Here is a 14,903-nt window from a genome sequence, read left to right as displayed (position 1 = left end):
CTCGCACCGTGACGACAGGTGAGGAGACGCGATGAGGCTGGCGACGATCCGCACGGCGACCGGGAACCGCGCGGTCCGGGTGGATGCCACTGCAGCCGTCGAGACGGGCGAGGCCGATGTGCGGGCGCTGCTGGAGCGCCCCGACTGGGCTGCGCATGCGGCCAACGCGGCAGGCCCGTCGCACCCTCTGGAGGGCCTGGACTACGCGCCGCTGGTGCCGTCCCCCGAGAAGATCATCTGCGTCGGGCTGAACTACCGCGACCACGTGCGGGAGATGGGCCACGAGATGCCCGACTACCCCACCCTGTTCGCGAAGTACGCTCCGTCGCTGGTCGGTGCCTACGACGACATCGTGCTGCCGAGGGTGTCGGAGAAGATCGACTGGGAGGTCGAGTTCACCGTCGTGATCGGCCGTCCGGTCCGGCACGCGACGCCTGAGCAGGCCGAGGCGGCGATCGCGGGCTACACGGTGCTCAACGACGTGAGCGTGCGCGACTACCAGAGCCGCACCTCGCAGTTCCTGCAGGGCAAGACCTTCGAGAAGACCACGCCGCTGGGCCCCTGGCTGGTCACGCCCGACGAGGTGCCGGACGGCGGCCTGGAGGTCACCACCGTCGTCGACGGGGAGACGCTGCAGAGCTCCAGCACCGCCGAGCTCGTGTTCAACCCCGTGGATCTCGTGGTCTACCTGTCCACGATCATGACGCTGAACCCCGGCGACGTGATCGCCACCGGCACGCCCGGCGGTGTCGGCCACGCCCGCAAGCCTCCGCGCTACCTGACCGACGGTGCGAAGGTCGTCACCACGGTGGCCGGGGTCGGCGAGTGCCGCAACACGTGCCGCCTCGAGCCGATGCCATGACCAGTCCGGCCAACATCGGCACGAGCCCGCGGTCGCTGACCAACAGCCTCGCGTGGGCGGCCGACGGCGCAGCGCACCTACGTGGGCTGATGACGCGGATGGGCGACGACGCCTTCGCGGCGCCGTCGGCCCTGCCGGGTTGGAGCCGGGCGCATGTGCTGACGCACCTCGCCCGCAGCGCCGACGGCATGGTCAACCTGCTCACCTGGGCCCGCACCGGCGTGCGCACACCTGCCTACGCCAGCCTGGAGCAGCGCAGCGCCGACATCGAGGCAGGCGCAGCCCGTAAGCCCGCCGAGATCCGTGACGACGTCGTCACGTCGTCGGACCGGCTGGCCCAGGTCGTGCGGAAGATGCCGCGCGAGGCGTGGTCGGCGAGGGTCACGAACGTGCAGGGCCGGGAGATCCCGGCGTCCGAGATCCCCTGGATGCGGGCGCGCGAGATGTGGATCCACGCCGTCGACCTCGACGTCGGGGCGTCGTTCGCCGATCTGCCGGCGCCGATGCTCGCAGAACTGCTCACCGAGGTGGCGTCGATGATGGGGGAGAAGACCGACTGCCCCGGCCTGCGTCTGGTCGCCCCTGAGCGTTCCTGGAACACCCGCGACGTGCCCGATCCGGTGACCGTCACCGGGCCCGCTCCCGAGCTGGTGGCGTGGCTGCTCGGCCGCAGCACGGGCAGGCCGCTGTGCTGCATCGACGGCGGGAAGCTCCCGGCGCTGCCGCGCTGGCTCTGACAGGGCGAGGCCGTCACGGTCGCGGGGAGGATCCGTTCTCCCCGCGACCGGTCGCCGGTATGAACCGTTGCCGGCTGATGCGGGAGCTCAGCCGAGCCAGGTGACGGGCGGCTCGGCCGCCGGACGCGGCGCGGGCTCGGCGCCCGCCGGTGTGCCGAGATAGACCCAGCCCATCACCTCTTCGCCGTCGTCGATCCCGAGGTGGGCACGCACCTTCGGCGCGTCGCCGTACCACCCGGTGCGCCACATCGCCCCGACACCGCGGGCGTGGGCGGCGAGCACGACGCCGTACGCCACGCAGGCCGCTGAGGCGCGTTGCTCCCAGAAGGGGACCTTCGGGTGCTCCCGCGGTGCCGACACCACCACGACGATCAACGGGGCGCGCAGCGCCTTCGCGCGTGTGCGGCGCAGATCAGCGGCACCGGCATTCGGCTCGCGCTCGGCGTGGGCCGCGGCGAAGGCGTCGCCGAGGGCCTCCCGTGCCGTCTCCTCGACCACGATGAACCGCCACGGACGAAGGCGCGCGTGGTCGGGCGCGGAGCACGCGGCGACCAGAATCTCTTGTAGCGTCTCGCGAGGTGGGGCGGGCAAGGCCAGCGCAGCCCTCGATCGCCGATCACGCAGTACTGACAGCGGATCCGCACCGCTCACCGACACCTCCGACCGCGAGAGTTGCTGTAAGGCTAGCCTTATTTCTTCCGCTTGTGGACCACCCAGATCCTGGAGGCCGACCGGTGCAGTTCCGCTACGGAATCGAGCACGAGTGCGCGCTGCTCCACCTCGATGGCAGCTTCGCCGACTACACCGACACCTCGTTCGACGAGCTGCAGGCCGTCGTCGACGCACTCCCGGAGGACCCCTCCGACTATCCCGACCTGCGCATCGGGGACCAGGGGATCAAGCGCAAGCGTTGGTACGTGGAGGGCTACGAGCGGTTCGACACCGACGGGCAGCTGGTGCGGTGCGACCCCAAGGGCATCGAGATCCGCACCCGGATCCACCCCTCCGTCGACGCGGCGGTCAGCGCTGTCCAGAAGGACGTGGCCCGGCTCGACGACGCGCTCGCCGCCTCGCAACTGCGCAGCACGGTGATCGCGTGCAACCCCGTGCGCTCGGAGTACGTCATCGAGCCGCCGCTGAACGAGTGGGAGCGCCACCACCGGCTCGGCTCGCCGGAGGAGCGCACCGCCCACCTGCACATGTCGACCTACGGGCCCGACCTGAACCTCTCCTGCGCCGCGCTCGCCGCCGCCGCCCTCGTCGACGTCGGCCGCAAGCTGACCTACTACAGCCCGTGGCTCGTGCCGCTGTCGTTCTCGTCACCGTTCCGCGACGGGGGGCCCTGGGGCGGCCTCTCGGCACGCACGGCGATCCGAACCGGGGTGCGTCCGGCGGTGCTGGTGTTCCTCGGTGACGGCGACGAGCAGGTGGAGGCCGACCCGTCGCTCACCCAGCCGGCGCGGCTCGCGGCCGAGGTGGGGCGCATCGAGTTCAAGGCCTTCGACGCCTGTCCCGACCTCGAGCTGTACGGGGAGCTGCTGAGCTGGCTCACGGGGCTCGTGCTGGACGAGACGCTGCCCGGGCGCCGCACCACGCCGGACGCCGAGCTCCACCAGCACGTCGCGGTGGCCGGGCTGGGCGACGACGACGTGCACGCCGGCACGGGAGCCCTCCTCGACGCAGCAGCGGCGGCGCTCGCCGGCCGCGACGACGACCTGGCCCGGCTCGAGCGGCTGCGGGAGCGCTGGGCGGGCCGGGAAAGCCCCGCCGCCGAGATGCTCGCCCGGTACGAGGCCGGCGAGCGCGTCGCCGGCCTGCGCCGTCCCGGTGCGTGAACCACCCGACCCTGACCTGATCTGACGTGACCTGCGCGGAACTCCGCGAGTCGCCCGAAGTTCGTGCCTGAGTCGCCGGAGCATCCGGGCGACTCGCGCAACTCGTTCGGGCGACTCGCGCATTGGGTACGGATGCCCGCGGATCACCCCACCGAGACTCGCGAACCATCCTGGGTACGTGGGTTCAGACCCACGACGCCTCCGGAACTCATCGTGCTTTCGCGTTCTCGTCACCGCGGAATGGCTCACCGCACGGGCGCGGCCGCGGGGCCCCGCGCCCGTGCGGGAGGTCTCAGCTGTACGAGTGCGCAGCGTCGGGGTACTCCCCGCCGCGCACGTCGTCACCGAACCGCCTCGCGGCGTCCAGCAGGACTCCACCGAGGTCGGCGTACTGCTTGACGAACCGTGGCTTGCGCCCGCGGTTCATCCCGGCCATGTCCGACCAGACGAGCACCTGGGCGTCGGTGTCCGGGCCGGCGCCGATCCCGATCGTCGGGATCACGAGCTCGGCCGTCACCCGCTTGGCGACGTCCGCGGGCACCATCTCCAGCACCACCGAGAACGCCCCTGCCGCCTGCAGCGCCAGTGCGTCGTCCACCAGCCGCTCACCCGACTCGCCGCGACCCTGGATCCGGTACCCGCCGAGCGCGTGCTCGCTCTGGGGCGTGAACCCCAGGTGGGCCATCACCGGGATGCCGGCTCCCACCAGCGCCTCGACCTGCGGGGCGAACCGGGCGCCGCCCTCGAGCTTGACGGCGTGCGCGCCACCCTCCTTCAGGAAGCGGAAGCCGGTGGTGAGCGCCTGTTCCGGGCCGATCTGGTAGCTGCCGAACGGCAGGTCGGCCACCACGAGCGCGGAGTTTGCGCCGCGCACGACGGCCCGGACGAGCGGGATCAGCTCGTCGACGGTGACGGGGAGCGTGCTGTCGTAGCCGTAGACGTTGTTGGCGGCCGAGTCGCCGACGAGAAGAACGGGGATGCCTGCCTCGTCGAAGATCTCGGCGGAGTACATGTCGTAGGCGGTGAGCATCGGCCAGCGCTCGCCGCGCTCCTTCATCTCACGCAGGTGATGGACGCGGGTCCGCTTCGGCTTGCCGGTCGTGGCGGCCGGTCCCGAGCGGTAAGGCGGCTGTACCTCGCCAGAGGTGGCGGCGGTCGGAATCTGCGTGGTGGGCTGCTGCGACATCATCGTCCGTCCTCCCTCGAGGCCCGCTCGGGGTCCCCGGGTCGTCACGTGCTGGTGAACAAAGCGTGACATTGCGAAGCCCCGCCGCAGCGGCTCTGGGATGGAGTTCACACGCGGGTGGCGTGACGCCGGGTGAGGCTCGGGCGGGGGGAGATACAGGACGATCCGGCGCTGGCATGCTGGCGCGGTGTCAGACCGCATCAGATCGACCACATTCGTCGCAGCATTGTGTTGCGCCGCTCTGCTGTTGGTGGCGTGCACCCAGTCGACGACCGGCACGGCCGGTCCGGGCGGCCCCGACCAGCAGGCACAGCTGGCCCGCTTCTACGAGCAGCAGCTCTCCTGGGGACCATGCGCGGACTTCGCCGTGTCGGCGAGTGACCGGGAGGCCTTCGCCGACCCGAAGTTCGAGTGCGCCCGTCTGGAGGTGCCGCTCGACTACGCCGATCCGGGCGGCCGGACGGGGCAGATCGCGGTTCTGCGGCAACGGGCGACCGGGGAGCGGATCGGTTCGCTCGTCATCAACCCCGGCGGCCCCGGCGCGTCGGGGACGAGCGCAGCCGCGTCGCTGTCGAGCCGGGTCGCCCAGAGCCCGCTGAACCAGCGCTTCGACCTCGTCGGGTTCGACCCGCGTGGCGTGGGCGCGAGCCGGCCCGCCCTCGACTGCCTGAACGACGCGGAATGGGAGGCCGAACGGGCCGACCTGGACGTCGACCCGTCGCCCGCGGGGGTCGACCAGACCGAGGCCGAGAACCGGCAGTACGCGCAGCGGTGCAGCGAGCGGTCCGGCGGACCCGAGGTGCTGTCGAACGTCGGCACGCGTGACGTCGTCAAGGACCTCGACATCCTGCGCGCGGCGCTCGGCGACGAGAAGCTCACCTACCTCGGCTTCTCCTACGGCACGCGCATCGGATCCGCCTACGCGGAGGCGTTCCCGCAGAACGTGCGGGCGCTCGTGCTCGACGGCGCGCTGGACCCGACCGAGACCACGGTGGATCGCACCGTGAAGCAGAACGCGGGGTTCCAGCAGGCGTTCGACGCGTTCGCCGCCGACTGCGCGCGTCAGCCGAACTGCCCGCTCGGCACCGATCCCGCCCAGGCGACCACGGCGTTCCAGGCGCTGACCCGCCCGCTGATCGACAAGCCCGTGGGGGCCGAGAACGGCAGCCGCACGCTGTCCTACCCGGACGCGGTGACGGGCACGATCCAGGCCCTCTACCTCTCCCAGCTGTGGCCGGCGCTCTCGCGCGGCCTGTCGATGCTGGCGTCGGGCGACGGCACGATCCTGCTGCGGCTGGCCGACATCTACAACGGCCGCGACCCCGACGGCCGCTACGCCAACGACATCGAGGCGTTCATCTCCATCAGCTGCGTGGACGAGGAGCGGATCACCGACCGGGATCAGCAGGCCGAGCTGATCCGGAGGGCGAACGAGGCCGCTCCGTTCCGTAACGACGGGCGCGGCATCGTGCCGGCACTCGACCCGTGCGCTTTCTGGCCGAGCCCGCCCACGAGCCAGCCGCACGTGCCGCAGGTGCAGGGTCTCCCGGCGACGCTCGTGATCTCGACGACGGGGGATCCGGCCACGCCGTACCAGGCCGGGGTGGACCTCGCGAAGGCGCTGCACGGGAACCTGCTCACCTACGAGGGCACGCAGCACACGGTGGCCCTGCAGGGCGTGCCGTGCGTGGACGACGCCGTCTCGAAGTACCTGATCGACGGTGCGTTGCCTCCGGTGGACACGGTGTGCCGCGCTGGCTGACCGGGGCCGTACCTGCGTGCGGAACGGTGATTGACAACCCCCCACGACTGGCAATCACCGATCCGCCGCACCCGTGCGCCGTTCGTGGCGGACGCGGCTGACCGACCGTGACAGTCGCCGTCATCATCGCGTCCTTCCGCTGTCCTTCTAGCGGAATTCGGCGCAAACGGTGGTCGATCGGCTACTACCGGTAGCATCCCCCGCGCTGGACGTGCGGGGGGAAGCATGGCGTTGCAGTTCCGCGTGCTCGGAACACTCGAGGTCACCAACGACGGGGACAGAGTGGCGTTGCCGAGCACCAGACATCAGCGGGTGGTCGCGGCCTTGCTGCTGACGCCCAACTCGGTGGTGCCGCTGTCGAAACTGGTCGAGGCGGTCTGGGACGACGACCCGCCGGCAACCGCGGTCAAGCAGGTACAGAACTGCGTGTCGGTGTTGCGGGAGCGCCTGGGCGGCAGCGGTAAGGGTGGCGGGAACGTCATCGTCACCGAGGGGCCCGGATACCGGATCGCAGTCACCGAGGAGCAGCTGGACCTGCTGCGGTTCACCCGCGGTCTCTCCGACGCCCGGCAGCTCGCCGCGGAGGGCCGGCTCCCGGAGGCCGTTCGGGAGGCCCGCGGGGCTCTGGGGCTCTGGGGCGGCTCCGTGCTCGACGGCTTGTGCGTCTCCGTGCTGGCGAACCGCGTCACGTTGCTGAACGAGCAGCGGCTCGGTGCCATCGAGCAGTGCATCGAGTGGCAGCTCGCGCTGGGGCAGCACCAGGACGTCGCCGCCGAGCTGATGGAGCTGGTCGCGGAGCATCCGCTGCGCGAGAAGCTGCACGCACAGCTCATGCTCGCGTTGCACCGGGGCGGGCGCCAGGCGGACGCGCTGAACGTCTTCCATCAGCTGCGCACGCGCCTCGTCGACGAGCTCGGCATCGATCCCGGCAGCGAGGTTCTCCAGCTGCACGAACGCATCCTCGCCGGTGAGCCCCAACCGCCCCGGGAGCTCGAGCCGCCCCGGAGCGAGGCGGGCCCACCGGCGGCCGAGACGGTCGCTGCCGCGAGGGAGCCCTTCGCGGGCCCGCGCGACGACCGTCTCGACAGGGCGGTCGGCGAGCTGGCGTCGGCGATCTCCCGGCAGTGGACGGTCGAGGTCGAGATGCGGTCGCTGAACCGGCCCGAACCGGTTCCGGTGCGGTGGTCGGGCACGGGACGGCAGGTGGCGGCGGTCGCGTCCGCCGTGCTGGGTGACGGGCCGGACGGCGCCCGGCCCGATCGCCTGACCCTGTGCGGCGGCCTCGGCGACGTGGTCGCACAGTTCCGGCAGATCCCCGCGCGACAGCTGGTGGTGCTGGGGGAGCCCGGCGCCGGCAAGTCGGTGATGGCCATCCTGTTCACCCTGGGGCTGCTCGCCGATCCCCTTCCCGGCGAGCCGATCCCGGTGCTGCTGCCTCTGGCGTCGTGGAACCCCCACCGTGAGCACCTGCACCGATGGCTGGCCCGCAGGCTCGTCGAGGAGTACCCGGCTCTGGCGAACCGGTCCGCCTACGGCCCGGACGCCGCCACCCGGCTCGTTCTCGAGGGCCGGATCATCCCGGTGCTCGACGGCCTCGACGAGACACCTCCCGCGTTGCACGCCGCGGCGATCGACGCGCTCGACCGGGCGGTGGCGGGCGGGCGTCCACTGGTGGTGACGTGTCGCAGCACCGACTACGAGTTCGCCGTGAACCAGGCGGGATCGATGCTGGCCAGCGCGGCCGTCGTCGAGATCGAACCGGTGGTCGTCGAGGACGCCATCGCGTTCCTCACCGCCCGCAGGAGGCTCGGTGAGACCCGCTGGGAGCCCCTCGTGGACCACCTGCGCCGCAACCCGGACGGTCCGTCGGCACAGGCACTCCGCACCCCATTGATGGTGGACCTGGCGAGAACCGCCTACGCACATCCCGGTTCGAACCCCGCTGATCTCTGCGATCCCACCCGGTTCCCCGACCGGGGCGCGATCGAAGGCCACCTCCTGGACGCCTACCTGCCCGCCGTCTACCGGCAAGCGCCAGCTCCACCCGCGCAGCACCGAAGCCCGGCGTCCGGGCACAGCTACGACCCGCGGCAGGCCGAGCGGTGGCTCATGTTCCTCGCCCAGCACGTGCACCGGCTGCCTGCCCGCAACCTCGCGTGGTGGCTGCTCGACCGGTCGGTTCCGAGCCTGGTCAGCAGCCTGTTCCTCGGTCTGCCGCCTGCCCTGCTGTTCGCTCTCAGCGGCTGGCTCGCCGGCGGCCCCCTGGTCGGGACGATCTACGGCCTGTCGTTCGTACTGGCCGGCTGCCTGGCCCACGCCGTCGGACGACGGCCCGGCCCGATGCACGTCGAGTTCCGGATGCGGGGCACCGGCGCCAGGTTCCTGCGCAGGTTTCTGATCGGCGTCGTGATCGCGGTGTGCCTGGGGCTCGGCTATTCGTTGTCGCTCGCGGTGATCGGCCTGCTCGCCGTGGTCTTCGGGCTGTCCATCGGGGTGCACGTCTGGCTGGGCACCCCGGTCGACGTGCGGGCGGTGTCGAGCCCGGCCAGCGTGTTGCGGAACGACCGGGCGGCAGCCGCGTGGTTCGCGTTGTCCTTGACGGTGTCGCTCGGCCTCTTCTACGCGATGGCCTTCGCCTTCTCCCGCGAGACCCGGTATCTCGGGGTACTGGACGGCCGCTTCGACCTCGCACTCGTCCTCGCCGGTGGGGTGGCGGCCGCGCTGCTCGGCCACTTCCTGATGAGGATGGTCGGGACCGTGATCTACGGGCTCGCGGGTGCCGCGATCGGTGGTCTGGTCTTCCGGTCCGCACCGGACCTCGTCACGGCCTTCGTGGTCGGCCTCGTCTTCGGTCTCGGGGTCGGTCTCACGGTGTGCCTCGCCCGGGCCTGGGGTGCCTCCGTCGTCACCCGCGCCTGGCTGGCTGCGCGGGGCAGCACCCCGTTGCGACTCATGCGCTTCCTCGACGACGCCCACCGCCGTGGCGTGTTGCGGCAGGTGGGAGCCGTGTACCAGTTCCGCCACGCCCGTCTGGAGGAACGTCTTGCTGCACGGGCGTCGCAGAGCTCCGGGAAACGCGGCCCGCTCTCAGGGCGACGACGAGTGAACCGGCGGGCGCCGGCTGCTGATCGGGTACCGGACTTAGCAGGCCCTGAGCAGCGAGGAAACATGCCTGTAACGCGACGTTCCTAGGCTCGTCGCCCATGGACCGCCAGCAGGAGTTCGTGCTCCGCACACTCGAGGAACGCGACATCCGCTTCGTGCGCCTCTGGTTCACCGACGTGCTCGGCTATCTCAAGTCGGTGGCCGTGGCCCCGGCGGAGCTCGAGGGGGCGTTCGCGGAGGGAATCGGCTTCGACGGGTCCGCGATCGAGGGCTTCGCACGCGTGTACGAGTCGGACATGGTCGCGCGGCCCGACCCCTCCACGTTCCAGGTGCTGCCGTGGGAGAGCCAGTCCGGCGAGCACTACTCGGCCCGGATGTTCTGCGACATCGCGATGCCCGACGGCTCCCCGTCGTGGGCCGACCCGCGGCACGTGCTGCGGCGGGCCCTGAGCAAGGCGGGCGAGGCGGGCTTCACCTGCTACGTCCACCCCGAGATCGAGTTCTACCTGTTGCGTGACCTGCCCGACGACGGGTCGCCGCCCCAGCCCGCCGACTCCGGCGGCTACTTCGACCAGGCCAGCCACGACATCGCCCCGCACTTCCGGCGCAACGCCATCGAGACGCTGGAGTCGATGGGCATCTCCGTGGAGTTCAGCCACCACGAGGGTGGCCCCGGGCAGCAGGAGATCGACCTCCGCTACGCCGACGCGCTCACGATGGCCGACAACATCATGACGTTCCGGTACGTCGTGAAGGAGGTCGCGATCATGCAGGGCGTGCGGGCGTCCTTCATGCCCAAGCCCTTCTCCGCGCACGCAGGCTCGGCCATGCACACGCACTTCTCGCTCTTCGAGGGCGACCGCAACGCCTTCCACGACCCGAACAACCCGTTCGAGCTCTCCGAGACGGGCAACGCGTTCGTGGCGGGAGTGCTTCGGCACGCCCGGGAGATGAGCGCTGTCACCAACCAGTGGGTCAACTCCTACAAGCGCCTGATCACCGGCGGCGAGGCGCCCACTGCGGTGTCGTGGGGCCACGCCAACCGCTCCGCGCTGGTGCGGGTGCCGATGTACTCCCCGGGCAAGGCGTCCACGCGCCGCGTGGAGATCCGCACGCTCGACAGCGCCTGCAACCCTTACCTGTCATTCGCGGTGATCCTCGGCGCCGGGCTCACCGGCGTGCAGAAGGGTTACGAGCTCCCGCCGCCCACCGAGGACGACGTCTGGTCGCTCACCGAGACCGAGCGCCGGGCGATGGGCTACGAGTCGCTGCCGCAGAACCTCACCGAGGCGCTCGTGGCGATGGAGCACTCGGAGCTGGTCGCGGAGATCCTCGGCGAGCACGTGTTCGACTTCTTCCTGCGCAACAAGCGGGCGGAGTGGGACGGGTACCGGCGCCAGGTCACCCCGTACGAGCTGCGTACCTACCTGCCCGTCCTCTGACCACAAACCAGTCGCCAGGCGGGCTGCGGGCGAGGCAGGGTCTGCGCGCATGGATCTTGTCGTTCACAACGACGTGCAGGCGTTCGCCCGCCCGGCCCTTCCGCTGCTCTGGTCCGACCCGATGCGGCACACGATCGAGATCAGCGTGCTCGACGCGATGTGCCGCGGTCAGGAGCGTGCGGCGGCGCTGTTGACGGTGCACGACGCCGGTGAGGTCGTGGGTGCGGCGCTGCGCACCCCCGGCCGGCCCGTCCTCGTCTCGGCCCTGCAGCCGGGGCACGCGGCGGCCGTCGACGACGCGCTGGCCGCCGCCGACCAGGATCTGCCCGGAGTGAGCGGGCCCACCGGCGTGGCCGAGGCGTTCGCCGCTGCGCACGTCGCTCGCACGGGAGCGAGGGTGCTGGTGGAGCAGCGCACCCGGCTGTTCACCCTCGACGAGCTCGTGCCACCGACAGGGGTGCCCGGCGACGTCCGGAGCGCGAACGAGGGCGACCTCGACCTGCTGGCCGAGTGGCGTTTCGCCTTCGCCGAGGCCGACCGGGGCGCGTGGACGAGCGCGCTCTCGCCCCGGGAACTCGCGGCCCGCTCGCTGCGGCTGGGCACGGGCGAACTGCTCTGGGAGGTCGACGGTGTCCCCGTCGCGCAGGCGTCGGCGCGCGCGGTCACGGCGGGGATGTCGCGGATCGGGCCCGTGTACACCCCGCCCGAGCACCGCGGCCGCGGATATGCCGCGGCGGTGACGGCCGCAGCGTCCCGGTGGGCGCTTCACGAGGGCGCCGAGCACGTGCTGCTGTTCACCGACCTCGCCAACCCGACGACGAACCGGCTCTATCCGCGCATCGGCTATCGCCCGTTGCACGACGCACTGGAGCTTCGCTTCGAGCGATGATCGGGACGTGCAGGCACCGCCACCGAACCGGTGGCGAACTCGTCCTCCACTGCGGCCTCCGGCTACGGCAGGATCGTGCTCCGTGACGCGTACCGGTACCTCCCTCGCCCGGCTCGGGCTGACCGAGTCGTGGGCGGAGGCCACGCTCGACGAGCTCGGCTGGTGGGTCGGCGACAGGCCGGCCGACGGTGCCGAGGAGGTCATGTGGGCACTCGCCCGCAGCCCCGACCCCGATCTGGCCCTGCGTGCCGTGGAGCGGCTCGCGCACGCCGCGTCCGACCGCAACGAGTTCGACGCGGCACTGCGCTCCGACCCGGGCCTGCGCGGCAGGCTGTTCGCGCTCCTCGGCAGCTCCTCCGCACTCGGCGACCACCTCGTCACCCACCCCGACCGCTGGCACCGGCTGGTCACCGACGCGCCCGACCACGACGACGACGCGCGTGGTGCGATGCTCCGCGCCGTCGGGGCCGACCCGGCCGCCCCGCCTGCGGGCTCGCCGGGCGGGTCGGCAGCAACGCTCACCGGGTCGGAGGCGATCGCCGCCCTGCGTGTCGCCTACCGCGACGAGCTGCTCCTGCTGGCCGCCGCCGATCTCGCGGCCGTCGGGGAGCCCGACCTCCCGGTGCTCGCCCTGGAGGACGTCGCGGCCCGGCTCGCCGACCTCGCCGCCGCCGCCCTGCAGGCCGCGCTGGCCGTCGCCGTCGCGGAGGCGGGTGAGGAGCCGGGCCGGCTGGCGATCATCGCGATGGGCAAGACCGGCGGCCACGAGCTGAACTACGTGAGTGACGTCGACGTCGTGTTCGTGGCGGAGCCCGCCGACCAGGCGCAGACCAGGCTCGCGAGCCGGGTGATGCGGATCGCGGGGGAGGCCTGCTTCCAGGTCGACGCGAACCTGCGTCCCGAGGGCCGCCAGGGCGCGCTCGTCCGGACCCTCGACGGGCACGTGTCGTACTACAAGCGATGGGCCAAGACCTGGGAGTTCCAGGCGCTGCTGAAGGCGCGGCCCGTCGCGGGCGACCCCGAGCTCGGAGCGGCGTACGCCGAGGCGGTGGCGCCGATGGTGTGGAACGCCGCAGGCCGCGACGACTTCGTCGCCGATGTGCAGGCCATGCGCCGCCGCGTGGAGGAGCACATCCGCCCTGATCACGCGGAGCGTGAGCTCAAGCTGGGTCCCGGCGGCCTGCGCGACGTCGAGTTCGCGGTGCAGCTGCTGCAGCTCGTGCACGGCCGCACCGATGAGGCGCTGCGTTCCCCGTCCACGCTGGAGGCCCTGGCCGCCCTCGCCGACGGCGGATACGTCGGGCGCGACGACGGCGCGAACCTGGCGGCGTCCTACCGGTTCCTGCGCCTGCTCGAACACCGGCTGCAGCTGCAGCGGATGCGCCGCACCCACCTGCTCCCGTCCCAGAACGACACCCACGGCCTGCGCTGGCTGGCCCGCGCGGCGCGGCTGCGTCCGGACGGGCGCCATGACGTCGTCGGCGTGCTCGTGGCGGAGTGGACGCGCAACTCGCGGCGCGTCCGCAGACTCCACGAGAAGCTGTTCTACCGGCCACTGCTCACCGCGGTCTCCCGGCTCTCGCCCGACTCTGCGCGGCTGTCGGAGGCGGCGGCGGCGGCCCGGCTCGGCGCGCTGGGCTGGGCGTCGCCGGAGGGCGCGCTGGGCCACCTGAGGGCGCTGACGTCGGGTGTGTCGCGTGCTGCGTCCATCCAGCACACCCTGCTGCCGGTGCTGCTCGACGAGCTCGCGCGCAGCCCCGACCCGGACCGCGGTCTCCTGGCCTACCGCCGGGTGTCCGAGGCGCTCGCCACCACGCCGTGGTACCTGCGCCTCCTGCGCGACGAGGGGCTCGTGGCAGAACGGCTGATGCGGCTGCTCGGCACGTCCGCGCTGGTCCCGGACCTGCTGGTGCGCGCGCCCGAGGTGCTGCGCCTGCTCGCCGCGCCAACCACGGGACATGCCGACGAACTCGCCCGCGACCCGGCCGAGGTAGCCGGATCACTGCGCGCCACCGTCGCCCGGCAGCAGGATCCCGACAGCGCCGCGGCCACGGCGCGCTCGATGCGGCGGCACGAGATATTGCGCGTGGCATGCGGCGACCTGCTCGGCGTGCTCGATCTCGAGCAGGTGTGCACGGCGCTCACCTCCGTGTGGGTGGCCGTGCTGCAGGCCACGCTGGAGTCCGTGGAGCGGGCGATCGGCCACGAGCCGCCGCCTGCCCGCCTCGCGGTGATCGGGATGGGTCGGCTCGGTGGCGCGGAGCTGGGCTACGCGAGCGACGCCGACGTGATGTTCGTGTGCGAGCCCGTCGGCGGGGCGTCGGACCACGACGCGGTGCGCTACTCCACCACCGTGGCCGAGACGGTCCGCAGGCGCCTCGCTGCACCGAGCCCCGACCCCGCACTCGTGGTGGACGCCGACCTGCGCCCGGAGGGCCGTTCCGGACCGCTCGTGCGGACCATCGGGTCCTACCGTGAGTACTACTCCCGCTGGTCGCAGGCCTGGGAGGCGCAGGCCCTGCTCCGGGCCACCGTCGTGGCAGGCGATGCCGATCTGGGCAGGCGGTTCCTGCACATGGTCGACCCGATCCGGTACCCGGCTGTCGGGATCGACGCGGCCACCGTCACCGAGATCCGCCGGATCAAGGCACGCGTCGACGACGAGCGGCTCCCCCGTGGGGCCGACCGCAGCACGCACACGAAGCTCGGCCACGGCGGTCTCGCCGACGTCGAGTGGACCGTGCAGCTGCTGCAGATGCAGCACGCGGGCGACATCCCGGAGCTGCGGACGACCTCCACCCTGGAGGGCCTGCGGGAGGCGCGCGAGGCAGGGTTGCTCACCGCCGAGGACGCGTCGGAGCTCACCGCCGGCTGGACGATGGCGACCCGGGCACGCAACGCCGTGATGCTGGTCAAGGGCAAGCCGGGCGACCAACTGCCCCGGTCGGGACGGGAGCTGGCGGCCGTGGCCGCTGCCATGGGCTATCCGCCGGACGGCGACCCCGGTGTCTTCCTCGACGACTACCGGCGCACCACCCGGCGCGCCCGTGCCGTGGTGGAGCGTGTGTTCTACGGCTGGTAGATC

General features: G+C 72.0%; 10 protein-coding genes. 8 read left to right on the top strand and 2 right to left on the bottom strand.

The window, feature by feature from the left end:
* Nucleotides 1-31: 31 nt before the first annotated feature.
* Both MMF94_RS10360 and MMF94_RS10355 read left to right on the top strand, forming a co-directional pair.
* Nucleotides 32-862, top strand: coding sequence for a fumarylacetoacetate hydrolase family protein (locus tag MMF94_RS10360; protein ID WP_241036120.1), 831 nt, complete (start codon nucleotides 32-34; stop codon nucleotides 860-862).
* Nucleotides 859-1,599, top strand: coding sequence for a maleylpyruvate isomerase family mycothiol-dependent enzyme (locus MMF94_RS10355; protein WP_241036119.1), 741 nt, complete (start codon nucleotides 859-861; stop codon nucleotides 1,597-1,599). The genes MMF94_RS10360 and MMF94_RS10355 overlap by 4 nt, the downstream gene beginning before the upstream one ends.
* Nucleotides 1,600-1,686: 87 nt before the next feature.
* Here the strand turns inward: MMF94_RS10355 and MMF94_RS10350 are convergent, their stop codons facing one another.
* Nucleotides 1,687-2,250, bottom strand: coding sequence for a nitroreductase family protein (locus MMF94_RS10350; protein WP_241036118.1), 564 nt, complete (start codon nucleotides 2,248-2,250; stop codon nucleotides 1,687-1,689).
* Nucleotides 2,251-2,333: 83 nt separating this feature from the next.
* On the opposite strand from MMF94_RS10350, the gene MMF94_RS10345 reads away from it, so the two are divergent.
* A complete protein-coding gene (locus MMF94_RS10345; RefSeq protein WP_241036117.1) occupies nucleotides 2,334-3,434 on the top strand; it encodes a glutamate-cysteine ligase family protein in 1,101 nt (366 codons plus the stop codon).
* Between the two features lie 292 nt (nucleotides 3,435-3,726).
* Here the strand turns inward: MMF94_RS10345 and panB are convergent, their stop codons facing one another.
* Nucleotides 3,727-4,623 (bottom strand): 3-methyl-2-oxobutanoate hydroxymethyltransferase, encoded by an 897-nt coding sequence (gene panB, locus MMF94_RS10340; protein WP_241036116.1) that lies wholly within the window; start codon nucleotides 4,621-4,623, stop codon nucleotides 3,727-3,729.
* A 184-nt stretch (nucleotides 4,624-4,807) separates the two neighbouring features.
* Between panB and MMF94_RS10335 the strand changes: the two genes are divergently transcribed.
* From MMF94_RS10335 to MMF94_RS10315, 5 genes are all read left to right on the top strand, one after another.
* Nucleotides 4,808-6,382 carry an alpha/beta hydrolase gene (locus MMF94_RS10335; RefSeq protein WP_241036115.1) on the top strand — a complete coding sequence of 525 codons (1,575 nt, stop codon included), beginning with the start codon at nucleotides 4,808-4,810 and terminating at the stop codon, nucleotides 6,380-6,382.
* Between the two features lie 225 nt (nucleotides 6,383-6,607).
* Entirely contained in the window at nucleotides 6,608-9,574 is a 2,967-nt protein-coding gene (locus tag MMF94_RS10330) for a BTAD domain-containing putative transcriptional regulator (protein ID WP_241036114.1), read from the top strand.
* Nucleotides 9,575-9,585: 11 nt separating this feature from the next.
* A complete protein-coding gene (glnA, locus tag MMF94_RS10325) occupies nucleotides 9,586-10,929 on the top strand; it encodes a type I glutamate--ammonia ligase (RefSeq protein ID WP_241036113.1) in 1,344 nt (447 codons plus the stop codon).
* 49 nt (nucleotides 10,930-10,978) lie between these two features.
* Complete coding sequence (locus MMF94_RS10320) at nucleotides 10,979-11,818, top strand: GNAT family N-acetyltransferase (RefSeq protein WP_241036112.1); 840 nt, start codon at nucleotides 10,979-10,981, stop codon at nucleotides 11,816-11,818.
* Nucleotides 11,819-11,900: 82 nt separating this feature from the next.
* The gene (locus tag MMF94_RS10315; RefSeq protein WP_241036111.1) at nucleotides 11,901-14,900 is read left to right on the top strand and encodes a bifunctional [glutamine synthetase] adenylyltransferase/[glutamine synthetase]-adenylyl-L-tyrosine phosphorylase; all 3,000 of its coding nucleotides are present in this window, start codon (nucleotides 11,901-11,903) and stop codon (nucleotides 14,898-14,900) included.
* Nucleotides 14,901-14,903: the final 3 nt, after the last annotated feature.

Source organism: Pseudonocardia alaniniphila (assembly GCF_022524485.1).
Lineage (GTDB): Bacteria > Actinomycetota > Actinomycetes > Mycobacteriales > Pseudonocardiaceae > Pseudonocardia > Pseudonocardia alaniniphila.
The sequence above is the reverse complement of the archived record's forward strand: the minus strand, read 5'-3'. Positions and strand labels throughout refer to the sequence as shown.

Bases quoted from the DNA above. Each gene is read 5' to 3' on its own strand.
- MMF94_RS10360 (WP_241036120.1), top strand. From the start codon at position 32: ATGAGGCTGGCGACGATCCGCACGGCGACCGGGAACCGCGCGGTCCGG.
- MMF94_RS10355 (WP_241036119.1), top strand. From the start codon at position 859: ATGACCAGTCCGGCCAACATCGGCACGAGCCCGCGGTCGCTGACCAAC.
- panB (WP_241036116.1), bottom strand. From the start codon at position 4,623: ATGATGTCGCAGCAGCCCACCACGCAGATTCCGACCGCCGCCACCTCT.
- MMF94_RS10330 (WP_241036114.1), top strand. From the start codon at position 6,608: ATGGCGTTGCAGTTCCGCGTGCTCGGAACACTCGAGGTCACCAACGAC.
- glnA (WP_241036113.1), top strand. From the start codon at position 9,586: ATGGACCGCCAGCAGGAGTTCGTGCTCCGCACACTCGAGGAACGCGAC.
- MMF94_RS10320 (WP_241036112.1), top strand. From the start codon at position 10,979: ATGGATCTTGTCGTTCACAACGACGTGCAGGCGTTCGCCCGCCCGGCC.